Origin of the sequence: Pseudoselenomonas ruminantium, assembly GCF_900142515.1 — a bacterium.
In the GTDB taxonomy this organism is placed as follows: Bacteria; Bacillota; Negativicutes; order Selenomonadales; family Selenomonadaceae; genus Selenomonas_A; species Selenomonas_A ruminantium_D.
Genome location: NZ_FRBC01000005.1, coordinates 97,087 through 110,157 on the forward strand (window position 1 = coordinate 97,087; position 13,071 = coordinate 110,157).

General features: G+C 53.1%; 11 protein-coding genes and 4 tRNA genes. 10 read left to right on the plus strand and 5 right to left on the minus strand.

Annotated features, from left to right (window positions below):
- The first annotated feature begins 27 nt into the window (after positions 1-27).
- Genes BUB68_RS04110 through BUB68_RS04125 form a run of 4 tightly spaced genes read left to right on the plus strand, consistent with a single transcriptional unit; the run spans position 28 to position 4,008 of the window.
- Positions 28-981, plus strand: a complete 954-nt coding sequence (locus tag BUB68_RS04110) for a DUF1385 domain-containing protein (RefSeq protein ID WP_073088512.1) — start codon at positions 28-30, stop codon at positions 979-981.
- A gap of 16 nt (positions 982-997) precedes the next feature.
- Positions 998-2,065: a peptide chain release factor 1 gene (gene prfA / locus BUB68_RS04115; RefSeq protein ID WP_073088513.1), complete on the plus strand. Its 1,068-nt coding sequence runs from the start codon at positions 998-1,000 to the stop codon at positions 2,063-2,065.
- Positions 2,065-2,940 (plus strand): peptide chain release factor N(5)-glutamine methyltransferase, encoded by an 876-nt coding sequence (prmC, locus tag BUB68_RS04120; RefSeq protein ID WP_073088514.1) that lies wholly within the window; start codon positions 2,065-2,067, stop codon positions 2,938-2,940. Before prfA ends, prmC begins: the two co-directional genes overlap by 1 nt.
- Before the next feature lie 6 nt (positions 2,941-2,946).
- The gene (locus BUB68_RS04125) at positions 2,947-4,008 is read left to right on the plus strand and encodes an L-threonylcarbamoyladenylate synthase (RefSeq protein WP_073088515.1); all 1,062 of its coding nucleotides are present in this window, start codon (positions 2,947-2,949) and stop codon (positions 4,006-4,008) included.
- Positions 4,009-4,498: 490 nt separating this feature from the next.
- Here the strand turns inward: BUB68_RS04125 and BUB68_RS04130 are convergent, their stop codons facing one another.
- The 5 genes from BUB68_RS04130 to BUB68_RS04150 all read right to left on the minus strand — a co-directional run bounded on the left by BUB68_RS04130 (position 4,499) and on the right by BUB68_RS04150 (position 10,407).
- Entirely contained in the window at positions 4,499-5,929 is a 1,431-nt protein-coding gene (locus BUB68_RS04130) for a 6-phospho-beta-glucosidase (protein ID WP_073088516.1), read from the minus strand.
- 42 nt (positions 5,930-5,971) lie between these two features.
- Positions 5,972-6,274: a PTS sugar transporter subunit IIB gene (locus tag BUB68_RS04135; RefSeq protein ID WP_073088517.1), complete on the minus strand. Its 303-nt coding sequence runs from the start codon at positions 6,272-6,274 to the stop codon at positions 5,972-5,974.
- 167 nt (positions 6,275-6,441) lie between these two features.
- Positions 6,442-7,305 carry a MurR/RpiR family transcriptional regulator gene (locus tag BUB68_RS04140; protein WP_073088518.1) on the minus strand — a complete coding sequence of 288 codons (864 nt, stop codon included), beginning with the start codon at positions 7,303-7,305 and terminating at the stop codon, positions 6,442-6,444.
- A 75-nt stretch (positions 7,306-7,380) separates the two neighbouring features.
- Complete coding sequence (locus BUB68_RS04145) at positions 7,381-8,397, minus strand: hypothetical protein (protein WP_073088519.1); 1,017 nt, start codon at positions 8,395-8,397, stop codon at positions 7,381-7,383.
- A gap of 129 nt (positions 8,398-8,526) precedes the next feature.
- Positions 8,527-10,407: a flagellin N-terminal helical domain-containing protein gene (locus BUB68_RS04150; RefSeq protein WP_073088520.1), complete on the minus strand. Its 1,881-nt coding sequence runs from the start codon at positions 10,405-10,407 to the stop codon at positions 8,527-8,529.
- 216 nt (positions 10,408-10,623) lie between these two features.
- On the opposite strand from BUB68_RS04150, the gene BUB68_RS04155 reads away from it, so the two are divergent.
- The 6 genes from BUB68_RS04155 to BUB68_RS04180 all read left to right on the plus strand — a co-directional run bounded on the left by BUB68_RS04155 (position 10,624) and on the right by BUB68_RS04180 (position 13,056).
- Positions 10,624-10,699: transfer RNA gene (locus tag BUB68_RS04155), tRNA-Gly, on the plus strand.
- Between the two features lie 28 nt (positions 10,700-10,727).
- Positions 10,728-10,804 (plus strand) — tRNA-Ile (locus BUB68_RS04160).
- Positions 10,805-10,828: 24 nt separating this feature from the next.
- Positions 10,829-10,906, plus strand: a tRNA-Arg gene (locus BUB68_RS04165).
- Between the two features lie 6 nt (positions 10,907-10,912).
- Positions 10,913-10,998 (plus strand) — tRNA-Tyr (locus BUB68_RS04170).
- Between the two features lie 186 nt (positions 10,999-11,184).
- On the plus strand, positions 11,185-11,838 hold the full coding sequence (locus BUB68_RS04175; RefSeq protein WP_073088549.1) for a 3D domain-containing protein: 654 nt from the start codon (positions 11,185-11,187) through the stop codon (positions 11,836-11,838).
- A gap of 252 nt (positions 11,839-12,090) precedes the next feature.
- Complete coding sequence (locus BUB68_RS04180) at positions 12,091-13,056, plus strand: TAXI family TRAP transporter solute-binding subunit (RefSeq protein WP_073088521.1); 966 nt, start codon at positions 12,091-12,093, stop codon at positions 13,054-13,056.
- The last annotated feature ends 15 nt before the right edge of the window (positions 13,057-13,071 follow it).

Below are 13,071 nucleotides of genomic sequence, written 5' to 3' on the forward strand. Positions count from 1 at the left end.
TTTATTTTGTATAGTTGAGGAAAAATTATGAGTAAGAAATTGATGGTGGGCGGTCAGGCCGTTATCGAAGGGGTCATGATGCGGGGGCCGAAGCTTACGGCTACTGCCGTGCGTGATCCGCAGGGGAAAATCCAGGTCGAGACCAAGCCCGTGAATTCCATTAGCGATAGATTCCCGATTTTGAAGAAGCCCTTCCTGCGGGGCTCGGTGTCTCTGATCGAGTCTTTGGTCATCGGCATGAAGTCCTTGTCCTATTCGGCCAGGATGGCAGGCGAAGAGGATGAGCAGCTCTCGGACAAGGAAATGGCAGGCACGATTGTCTTTGCCTTGGTGCTGGCCAGTGTGCTGTTCATTGCCATCCCGACATTCGGGGCGAAATGGCTGCATGGGGCCACGGAAGATCCGATGGTCTTGAACCTGCTGGAAGGCGGCCTGCGGCTGGTGATTTTCCTGCTGTATATCTGGGGCATCTCCCGCATGAAGGACATCCGGCGGGTGTTCCAGTATCATGGAGCGGAGCATAAGACGATTTTCTGCTATGAGGCAGGCCTGCCGCTGACGGTGGAGAACGTGCAGAAGTTCCCGCGCCTGCATCCGCGCTGTGGCACGAACTTCCTGCTGATCGTCATGCTCGTGTCCATCTTCGTGTTTGCGTTCTTGGGCTGGCCTTCGCTCTGGGAGCGCATTGCCAGCCGCATCCTGCTGCTGCCGGTGGTGGCGGGTATCTCCTATGAGATTATCCGTCTGGCGGGCCGCAGTGAGAACAGCATCATCCAGACGGCCATCAGGCCGGGACTCTGGCTGCAGTATCTGACCACCCGTCCGCCTGAGGATGAGATGGTGGAAGTGGCGATTGAATCCCTGAAGGCGGTACTGCCGGAAGAGGAGATCGTGGCTGGCACGCCGGATTATATCAACAAAGCAAGTGAGGAAGCGGCCCCGGCGGAGAGTGCTCCCGTGGCGGCTGCTGTTACGGAATAAATTTGAGGTGAAATCAGTGCTGGAAAAACTCCAAGCCGTTGAAGATAAATTTTTAGAGCTGGAATCGCTGATCAGCGACCCCGATGTGATTGCAGACATGAGCCGCTGGCAGAAGTACAGCAAGGAGCATGCAAGCCTGGTGCCTATCGTGGAAAAGTTCCGGGAGTACAAAGAAGTGGTCAAGGGCATCGAGGAAGCCCGGGCCATGTTCGAGGAATCCCTGGATGATGAGATGCGCAAATTCGTCGAGGAAGAGCTGAGCGAACTGAAAGCGCAGAAAGAAGTCCTGGACGGGGAACTGCCCATCCTGCTGCTGCCCAAGGACCCCAATGACGACAAGAACGTCATCGTGGAGATCCGCGGCGGTGTCGGCGGCGAGGAAGCGGCATTGTTCGCGGGCGACCTTTTCCGCATGTACGGCCGCTATGTGGAAAAGCAGGGCTGGAAGATGGAAATCATCGACGCGAATCCCACGGAGCTGGGCGGCTACAAGGAAATCTCCTTTATGGTCACGGGCTTTGGCGCATACAGCAAGCTCAAATATGAGAGCGGCACCCATCGCGTGCAGCGTGTGCCGGCAACGGAATCGGGCGGGCGCATCCATACCTCGGCGGTGACGGTGGCGGTACTGCCTGAAGCAGAAGATGTGGACGTGGCCATCGACCCCAAGGACCTGCATATCGACCTTTACTGTGCATCCGGCGCGGGCGGCCAGCATGTCAACCGCACGGAAAGTGCCATCCGCATCACCCATATCCCCACGGGGATCGTGGTGCAGTGTCAGGATGAGCGCTCCCAGCTCAAGAACAAGGACAAGGCCATGAAGGTGCTGCGGGCAAGGCTCATGGACAAGGCACAGCAGGAGCAGATGGACAGCATCTCGGCTGACCGCAAGAGCCAGGTGGGCAGCGGTGACCGCAGTGAGCGCATCCGCACCTATAACTTCCCGCAGGGGCGCGTGACCGACCATCGCATCGGTTTGACGCTCCATCGCATTGATGCAGTCCTGGCGGGCGACCTCGACGAGATCCTGAATGCCCTGATCACCGCAGATCAGGCAGAGCGTCTGAAGCAGGTGAAATGATGGCAGGAAATGAAGTATGGACAATCGGCCGCATCCTCAAGTGGACGGAAGATTATTTTGCCCAGAAGGGCATTGAGAATCCGCGGCTCGATGCAGAGGTTCTGTTGAGTCATGTCCTCCAGAAACAGCGCATCTATCTCTATGTGCATTTTGACGAACCCTTGCAGGCCGCAGAACTGGCTGCTTTCCGCGAGATGATCAAAAAGCGCATCGCGCATGTGCCGGTGGCCTATATCCTGGGCGAAAAGGAATTCATGGGCCTGGTCTTCAAGGTGACGGAGGATACGCTCGTGCCTCGGCCCGATACGGAAATCCTCGTGCAGGCAGGCGTTGACCGCCTGCGGCAGCTCGGCACGGAAAATCCCCGCATTGCCGATATCGGTACGGGCACGGGGGCCGTGGGGCTCAGCGTGCTGCATTTTGTTCAGGATGCTGCTCTGGACACGGTGGATATTTCCCCGGCGGCGCGGGCGGTGGCCGAAGAAAATGCGGCCTCGCTGGAACTGAACGAACGGGCGCATTTCTTCACGGGCGATTTGCTGGCACCCTTGCAGGGCAATACCTATACGGCCATCCTCTCCAATCCGCCCTATATCCCGGCGAAGGACATCGAGGGACTGTCGGCGGACGTGCGTACCAGTGAACCGCATACCGCGCTGGATGGCGGCGAGGACGGGCTGGATTTCTACCGCAGATTGTGCGCTGAGGCACCTGCCATGCTGGAGGCGGGCGGTTTTATGGCCTTTGAGGTGGGTATTGAACAGGCCGGGGACGTAGCGGAACTGGCCGAGAAGAACCCGCTGATTTCCCGCACGGAAATCCTGAAGGACTACGCCGGCATTGAGCGGGTAGTAGTGGCTTGGAAAGAGGCATAAAAAATCATGCAGACAAGATGTATAAAAATCGATAATATCACAGCAGGCAAAGAAGCGCTTCATTTCGCCGGTGAGCTTATCCGCAAGGGAGAAGTGGTGGCTTTCCCAACGGAGACGGTCTATGGACTGGGGGCCAACGGCCTGGATGCCGCAGCTTGCCGGAAAATCTATCAGGCCAAGGGACGCCCTTCGGACAATCCCCTGATTCTCCATGTGTCCAACCGCTCCATGATTGACCAGATTGCAGCCAGGATTCCGGAAAAGGCGGAAAAGCTGATTGCGGCGTTCTGCCCCGGCCCGATTACCCTGATCTTGCCGCGGAAAGGCATTGTGCCGGAGCAGATTACCGGCGGCCTGTCTACCGTGGGCGTCAGGATGCCGGAACATGATGTGGCCAGAGCTTTGATTGCCGCAGCTGGTGTGCCCATTGCGGCTCCGTCGGCCAATATCTCGGGTCGTCCCAGCCCCACGACCGCAGAATCCGTGCTCGTGGATATGGAGGGCAAGATTCCCATGATCCTCGATGGCGGCGCCTGTGATTTCGGTGTGGAGTCCACCATTGTCGATGCCACGGGCGAACAGGCCGTTATCCTGCGCCCCGGCGCGATTACGAAGGAAATGCTCGAAGAAGTGCTGGGCGAGGGCAGTGTCGTGATTGACCCCGCTTTGGTCGGTGCAGATTCCGTCCCCAAGGCACCGGGCATGAAATACACCCATTACGCCCCCAAAGCGCCTCTGACCCTGATCGAGGGCATGCCTACCCGCATGGTGCGGGCCTTCCGCCGGGAAATCGAACGTTTGCAGGCGGAAGGACACAATGTGGGTGTGCTGGCCAGTCAGGAAGTCATTGCGGAACTTCACGACTTAATGCCGGCGGAAATGCTGGTGCCATATGGCCGGCAGGGCAATCTGCCCGCCATCGCCGCCAATATCTACGAAGGCCTGCGCAGCTTCGACGACAAGGAAGCGGATATGCTGCTGGGAGAAGGCACCACCAGCGAAGGCCTGGGGCTGGCCATCATGAACCGGCTCCACAAGGCCAGCGGGTTCCGGACGATACAGGCTTAAATTTCTGCAATGAACGTTTTTGACAGAAGAGACGTATGTTGACGAATGGGAACGCTTGACGGATAAAAAAGGCCTCCGTGCGGTATGTGCACGGAGGCTTTTTTCGCTGGCAGAAGAACCTAAGAAAAAAGCCACCCTCGACCAAAAGGATGGCTTTTTATTGTCCGAATAGCGGACCCCTGCGTCGCAGGCAGTCAACCTGCAACGCTGTTAGCTATGAAATATTTACCTTAACTGTATTGTAGCACACTGTAGCAGAAAATGCTATAATAATTTTGCTGTGCGCCTCTCAGCGGAAGGGAGGTTAAGCTAATGAAATATTTACCCCTGTTGCGTGACTTCCTGCTTTCTCTGATTGCAGGATTGGTAGCCAACTATCTGTTTACCGTGCTGGTGAAATAAGCACAGCCACCAGTAAAGTACCTCGGGCAAAAGTCAGCCGTAGAGGGAGAAAGGCCGTCCAAGACCAATGGACGGCCTTTCGCTTGTATCAGTCTAAATCCTCGCCGTTGGAGGCAATGACTTTTTTGTACCAGTGGAAGGATTTTTTGCGGGCTCGTTTGAGGGTGCCGTTGCCTTCGTTGTCCTTGTCCACATAGATGAAGCCATAGCGTTTCTCCATCTCGCCGGTGCCGGCGGATACCAGGTCAATGGGGCCCCAGGGGCAGTAGCCCCAGAGATCTACGCCATCCTCGTCGATGGCTTTTTTCATTTCCTGGATATGGGCGCGGAAGTAGTCGATGCGGGCATCATCTTGGATCTCGCCTTCTGCCGGAGCGGTTTCATGGAGGCCGATGCCGTTTTCTACGATCATCAGGGGCAGCTCATAGCGTTCCTGCAGGATGTTGAGCATATAGCGCAGGCCTTCCGGGTCGATGGGCCAGCCCCAGTCGGATTCCGTGATATAGGGATTCTTCACGCCGGTGGCAAAGCCGCCCTGCAGGCTCTGTTTGTTTTCTTCGACCGAGGTGGTCACATTGCTCATATAGTAGCTGAAGGCGAAGTAGTCTACCTTGCCCTGCTGGAGAAGTTCCAGATCGCCTTCTTCCATTTCCACCTGATAGCCTTTGTTCTCCCAAAGTTTCAGGATATAGGAAGGGTAATGGCCGCGGGCCTGCACGTCACCGAAGAAGAAGCTCTTGTCCATCTCCTTCAGGGAGGCAATCTGGTCGCCGGGACGGCAGGTTTCCGGATAGACCGGGCCCATGGCCAGCATGCAGCCGATCTTGAAGTCCGGGTTGATCTTGTGGCCTTCGATGACGGCTTTGGCTGAAGCGATGAATTCGTGGTGTGCCACCTGATAGAGGGTGGCGTATTTGTCCTCGTCCTCGCCGTAGAGGATGCCGCTGTTGGTGAAGGCGGTGAAGGGAACGTTGACTTCCCGCTGGTTGTTGATCTCGTTGAAGGTCATCCAGAACTTGACTTTGTTCTTGTACCGCTTGAAGCAGGTCACGGCAAAGCGGACAAAGAAGTCCACGAGCTTGCGGCTGCGCCAGCCGCCGTACTCTGTGACCAGATGGTAGGGCATCTCGAAGTGGGACAGGGTTACCACCGGTTCAATGCCGTGCTTGAGCATCTCGTCAAAGAGGTCATCATAGAATCGCAGGCCTGCTTCGTTGGGCTCTGTCTCATCCCCGTTGGGGAAGATGCGCGTCCAGGCAATGCTGGTGCGAAAGCATTTGAAGCCCATCTCTGCAAGCAAGGCTAGGTCTTCTTTGTAATGATGGTAAAAATCAATGGCTTCATGATTGGGGTAGTTCTTGCCGGGAAGCACGCCATCCGTAATCTCCCGGGGCACACCATGCCGGCCTGCGGTCATGACGTCAGCTACGCTGATGCCTTTGCCGCCTTCCTGCCAGCCACCTTCTAACTGATGGGCAGCCACTGCGCCACCCCATAAGAAACCTTTTGGAAAACTCATAATCATAACCTCCGTGAAAAGATGCGGAATGTGTCAGGTTTATCAGGCATTCATTTTTTCCTGCGCGAATTTGAGGACGCCGGCACCGTCCATGCGGCCGTACATGCGCATGTCGATGGCTTCCACAGGAATGCCCGGCAGCAGTTCTGCTATCTTGCCTTTCTGGAAACGCACCTGCGGGCCTAAGAGAATCACATCCGAACCGGCTGCCTTTTCCTTGGCCTCAGAGGTGGGATAAGCGGCAATCTCGCATTCAAAGTTTTCGGCAGCGGCGGCTTTCTGCATGGCCTTGACCAGCATGCTGGTGCTCATGCCTGCGGCGCAGAGAAGTGTGATTTTTTTCATAAACGGTCATCCTTTCTATAAATGCAGCCTGGCTTTAAGATACTCTTACTATAGCATCCTATGTGTGGCGGTTCAATAGATTCAGACAATTGCGGGGGATTGTTTCAGAAAAAGACAGAAAAAAACGGAACGCATGAAACGGCGTTCCGTTTGTTATGGCTTAGGATTCACCAGAGTCGGTCTTTGTCTTCGGCATGTCCCAGATAATTCTCGAATTCCTGATAGGATTTTTCCACTTCGGTGAAGTGCTGGGACAGGATGATGCTGACCAGGACGTCGAAGTAGTAGCGGACGCCCACGCTGAAGATATTGCCGCCCAGATCCAGATAATCTACGGTGTTGGCCACGTAGAGGAATTCGTCACAGAGCTGGGCCAGCTCCGTCTGGCCGCTGGTGGACAGCAGCACGGTCTTTACTCCGCGGTCCCTGAGGAGCTTGGCGGTGCGGATGAGGCGCTGGTTGATGCCTGAACGGCTGATCAGGAAGGCCAGATGGCTCTGGTCGGAGCAGAGGGCGGCAGAAAGCTGGCTGTTCAAGGAATTGTGGGCCACGGCGGTGCGCTGGATCTGCAGGAAATTGTAGACGGCCATCTGCGCCAGGGAATAATTCTGGTCATAGGCGTAGATATCAATGATGTTGGCTGCATCCAGCAGGGCGGCAATGCGTTCCAGTTGCTGCAGGTCCATCTCGTTCTTGGTCTCTTCAATCGCTTCGACTTCCAGTTGCGCAAGCTTGCGCACGATATCCGAGGTGGTATCCTTGCCGGTGATGGGACGGTGCATGATATGAGCACCGCAGGGCAGTGTCCGGTTGATTTCGCTGGTGAATTTGATTTTGAATTCATTATAACCTTTCAGCCCTAATTTCTGGCACAAGCGGAAGATGCCGGCGGGGCTGGTATAGGTCTTTTCTGCCAGCTCCCGGGTGGTCATTTCCGCGATTTGGGCGGGATGGGCCAGGATGTAATCTACAATAGCCGCTTCCGTGCAGGAAAAACGCTCCTTTTCCTGCATGGCCTTCAGCAAACGCATAAACCTTCCCCTTTCGCAATCTGTTCATACCGACATTATAGCATAATGAGCAGGGGGAATGGCAATTCACGCCGCTTATTTTTTGAGATAGCCCTCGATATACTGCAGGGGAATTTCCATATAGGTGCAGAAGCCGCTAGGGGCGTCATCGAGGGGGAAGGTGCCGATTTCGTAAGCATGGTTGAGGATGTTGGGGGGAGTCTTGGATTGGGCGATCAAGGTGTTTTCATCGGGATAAGTAGTATCAATGCCCATAATTCTTTCCGTCAGACTGCGCAGGGCATCCAGCCATGCTACCTGCTTGGCGGCTATCTTAGCCTTGGTGACAGTGGCGGCAGTGGAAGGCGCGAGGCCGATCCCGTTGAAAATCATAACATGGCGTTCCAGATCGATAATGGCAGAACTCGTTTCTTGGTTAAATTTTTCGTCCAGCTGCGTTCTTTCTGCTGGCGTGATTTTCCTGGCCGCGACATCATTTCGCACACGTTCAGAACCGGTCCAGTTGGTGGGATAGATGATATTTTGAATGTTGTCCGTTTCTACATAGCTTACGTCTTTTATAACCGTGTGGCTTTCAAAGGCTGGTGGTGTGTTTTCCAAGACGGCTTTCATGATGTAGATTTCCCGGATGGTATTGGTTTCCCCCTTATAAGCACAAAATTCAACCGTCAGCCCACCGTCATTTACCAGCCGCTCAATCTCGGTCTGGCTGTGTTTTTGGCGGGCAAGCTCGATGGCGCGGTTTACATAGGGCAGGGCCTTGCTTCTGTCCGGCAGGTCGTAGGTGTAGATGCTGCCCAGCTGGGCGCAGATTTCCAGAGCCAGTTCCGGGGCGGGATTGGTCTGCAGCAGGCTCTGCCCATAATTGATGGCATTTTGTAATTCCTGTCGGTCCCGGTATTTCAGCATCGTATCCTGAAATGCATTGACGTTGGTGAGCTGTGCCCCGCCTTGTTCCTGCTGGGCAGCCGCAAGCAGGGAGATATTGGCCGGCGTTTCCGCATGGCAGGCCAGTGGATTGGTTACGCCAACCATTGCGGCAAGACCGGCACCGATCATAAAGCGGGCGGAGTTGTTCGGGATGAATTGCATAGAAGAACTTCCTTTCGTAGTCAATAGTGAAAAAACAACACAAAAGAATTCGGCAGAAAGGAATGTTTTTCCTGCATAGGACGTGTTGAAAAACGCCGCTTGCACCCCGGATTGTGTTGAAAAAATGCTTTATTGCAACAGGTTCAGTACGTTGCTGCTGTTCTGGTTGGACTGGGCCAGCATGGATTGGGCGGATTGGGTGAGGATATTGTATTTGGCGTGTTCCATCATGGTTTTGGCCATGTCGGCATCCCGGATGGTGGATTCGGAGGCCTGCGTGTTTTCGCTGGCGGTGGTGAGGTTGGTGATGGTGTAGGAGAGCTCCGTCTGATAGGCACCCATGCGGGTGTTTTCGTTGAGGCTGTAGCCGATAGCATTGTCAATGGCAGAAATGGCATTGACTGCCGCTTCGCGGGGATTAACAGGCAAGGGATCGATTCCCAGCGTGCCGGTGTCCATGCTGTTGATGATAACCCGCAGGTTTTGATTGGCCTTGGTGCCGGTATGGATGACAAGGCCATGGAGTTTTTCACCATTGTTGTCAGCGGCGGCAGGACTAGTATATTCAAAAACTTGGGAATTGGGATATTGACTGGGATTAGCAATATAACTATGGCCGCTAGGGTTATAGGCAGTTCCGTTTATGGTGGCTGGGGCGGTGATGGTAGTACCACTGGTATTATTATTCATGGTAAAATTTCCGACGGAGGCTATGGAAGGTTTGCAAGCCAGGAAGATATAGTCGGCATTGATATTGATGGCACCATTGGAGCCATTGTAATTGCCGATGACGGTGCCATTTCCATCATAGTTTCCAGTTTTGCCATAGAGACGATGGGCATTTATGGTGATATTGCCCACGCTTCCGCCGGGGGAAGCTCCGATACCGTTGCCATTGCGTGTGCCTAAACGAATCTCTCCTACGTTATTGAATGTGATATTGCCGATATGTCCGCCCCGACCGGCGCCAACGCAGGGCCCTTCCTCACATCCTGATTGAAAATAAGATAGATTGTTGATGGTAAGGTCACCGGATAAAGATTCGCCCTGATTTGAGCCAATAACCGCTGCATGACAGTTACCAGGACCAACATCGGTAAGGTTGGCTATAAGGGAACTATTGGCACCTATGCCATTTATGGTTAGTCCATCCCCAATATTTATGGCAGCGGAGTTTTCGCGATTTGTAAGAGTAGCGCCTTGATTATTGCAATTCCCGCCAAATATTTGTACAGAATTGCAGATGTTCAGGGTATTGTTACTTCCTTGGAATTGTATGACATTACATTTTCCCTGGGCATACAGGCTATTGCTTGTATCATTGTCGTTATGTATGGTTATGTCATCCAGCCATACATTTGTTCCCCCGCTTGAAGATGTTTTTATAGCTATTGCGGTCAAGGTAGCTCCGGCAGTTTCAGAGACGAATTTGACGTTTTTGGCGGTGATGTTTATATGTCCGTGGTAATTGCTGGAAATGCTGTATACGCCGTCTCTGGTGATATTATAATCGTAAGTCCCAGCGCCAATCAGTGTAGGGGTGCCGGTGGGGCCATTATTGGTGCTGACGTCCTGGGGGATACCGTAGTTGCCATTTAAAAGCAGTCTTCCATTGTAGTTGGTAGTGGCGGCAATATCGTCAATGGTTTCCAGTCGGCTGTTGACTTCCTTCTGTATGGTTTCCCTGTCCAAATCGGTATTATGGTCATTGGCGGCATTGAGGGCCAGTTCTTTGAGGCTCCTCAGGTTGTCGATGATGTCCTGGATGCCGCCTTCAGCGGTTTTGATGAGGCTGGTGCCGGTCTGGGCGTTGGCAATGTCCTGTTCCAAGCCCCGGATCTGCACGCGCATCTTCTCGGAAATAGAGTATTCAGAAGCGCCATCGCCGGCACCGCCAATCCTTACTCCGGTGGCGGCCTGCTGGGAGGCTTTTTCCAGCTTGCTGTTGTTCTTGCGCATTTCGCCTAAAGCCATTTGGGCGGAAGAATTGTTGTTGATGATCATGGCCATGATGAATTCCTCCTTGAAAGCATATCTCTTCTATATGATTATCGTAGGATTTGGTGGGGAATTAAGGGGGGTGCGTGCGGACAAACTTTTTTAAAAAAACTTGAAAAAAATATAAAAAAGGTGTTGACAGATGGTATGGATATGCGTATAATAGTTTTTGTCAGTCAGCGAGACACAGAAAAAACTTCTGAATCGCTGGTGATGAAAAAACAAAATGCGGAAATAGCTCAGTTGGTAGAGCACCACCTTGCCAAGGTGGGGGTCGCGAGTTCGAGTCTCGTTTTCCGCTCCATAATGCGGGAAAGAATTGAGTAAAATTTGGGCCTATAGCTCAGTTGGTTAGAGCAACCGGCTCATAACCGGTCGGTCCTTGGTTCGAGTCCAAGTGGGCCCACCACTTACAAGAAACTTCAATATACATGACTCAGTAGCTCAGTTGGATTAGAGTATTTGACTACGAATCAAAGGGTCGGGGGTTCGAGTCCCTCCTGGGTCACCATTTTATGGGTAGGTGGCCGAGTGGTTAAAGGCAACAGACTGTAAATCTGTCATCTTCGGATTACGATGGTTCGAATCCATCCCTGCCCACCACTTGAAAGGCACAGCGTCGCGAAAGCGGCGCTTTTTCTTTTGTCTGGATCGTGTTTGCCGTCAATACGTCTGATATGAAAGACTTGCGTTTCGTTTGACGAAAAGTTGTGAAGTTTGTTAAAATAAAAGAAGTGTATACATATAGATGTGGATAAAACAAGTGAGGTGGTTCTATTGCGGAAGCAAATGTTCTTGTTATTGTCATTTACTCTGGTATGTATGTTTTTTACGGCTGCCCCTGCGGCGGCATCCATATTAGTGAAAGAAGGTTCTCACGGTGAAGCTGTGCGCCATGTGCAGGAATTGTTGATCGAACAGGGGTTTCTCGAAGGAGAGGCTGACGGGGCTTGCGGCCCGCAGACGGTAGCGGCGATTGAGAAATTCCAGGAATCACGAGGGCTGACGGTGGACGGTGTCTGCGGTGATGGCACTTATTATTATCTTTCCGGGGGGCAGACTTATGAATCTGCCGAAGAACCGGAGGCGGAAGCTGGTGCAGGCGAAGCTGAAGGGGCAGAAACGCAGTCGGCAGAAGCCGAGTCCGATGGTTCGATCCCTCAGGGCTGGGCCATGTATGTATCGGCTACGGGCTACAGTGCCTATGATCCTGGCAATAGCAGGCATACGGCCAGCGGCACGCTGGTGCGGCATGGCGTGATTGCGGTGGACCCGGATGTGATCCCGCTGGGAACAAAGGTTTTCATTCCCGGTTATGGCCGGGCTGTTGCGGAAGATATTGGCGGTGATATCAAAGGCCATAGGATCGATGTGGCGTTTGACAGCCGTGAAGAAGCTCTGATGTTTGGGCGCAGGGATTTGGAAATCATCATAATTGAATAGCGATTGATCTGGTTCCCCGGTTGTGAGGTTCTCTTGCAGCCGGGGATATTTTTATGTCTGCGTGCAGGAGACCGCCTTATAATCGTTATAGTTTTTGTTTATTTGTGCAATGTATACATACATACATTACAAAACGTCTACTTTTTACTGGAAATGACTTGTCAGTGTATACCCTCTATGCTATAATGATATATGAGATATGCAGTTATTGTTTTAATTTATAGGTCAATTGACACAATAGGAGGGGTAAGTATGAGTTTTGCGAGCTGGAAGAAAGCCCTGGTGGCAGGGTTGGCGGTTGTGGCCATGGCAGCGGTGTTTACCGGCTGTGGTGGTGACAATGCGGCAGAAAAGAAATTCTTGAATATCGGTACCGGCGGTACGGCAGGTACTTATTACCCCATTGGCGGTGCCATGGCGGAAGTCCTCAACAAGGATATCCCGGGTATGAATGCCAGTGCGCAGAGCACGGGGGCTTCGGTAGCGAATATCAATATGCTGAAGGATGGTTCTGTGGATTTGGCTATCGTTCAGAATGATATTACCTATTATGCCGTGAACGGTACGGAAATGTTCAAGGACAAGAAGGTCGAAGGCCTCAAGGGTATCGCCACCCTTTATCCGGAAACCTGTCAGGCGGTGACGCTGGACAGCAGCGGCATCAAATCCATTGCGGACCTCAAGGGCAAGAAAGTGGCCGTAGGTGCGATGGGTTCCGGTGTTGAGGCGAATGCCCGCCAGATTATGGAAGCTTATGGCATTACCTATAATGACATTCAGGTTCAGTACCTGTCCTTTGCGGAAGCAGCCAGCGCCCTCAAGGATGGCAATATCGATGTGGCTTTCCTGACGGCTGGTTATCCGACCTCTGCTGTGCAGGATATCGCTTCCCAGCACAAAGTCCGCCTCCTGCCGGTGGATGCTGACAAGGCAGATGCACTGATTGCGAAGTATCCGTTCTACACCAAGACGAAGATCCCGGCTGGTACCTATGCCGGTTTTGATGAAGAAGTGCCGGCTGTATCCGTGATGGCTATGCTGGTAGCGAATGATAAGGTGGATGACAAGCTGGGTTATGAGATCACCAAGGCTCTGTTCAAGAACCTTGACCGTATCCATGCCGCCCATTCTGCTGCTAAGGCAATCCTGAAGGAAAAGGCTTTGGAAGGTATGTCTCTGCCGGTCAATGCAGGGGCTGAGAAGTTCTTTAAAGAGTAAGACGGTTTGCGGAGG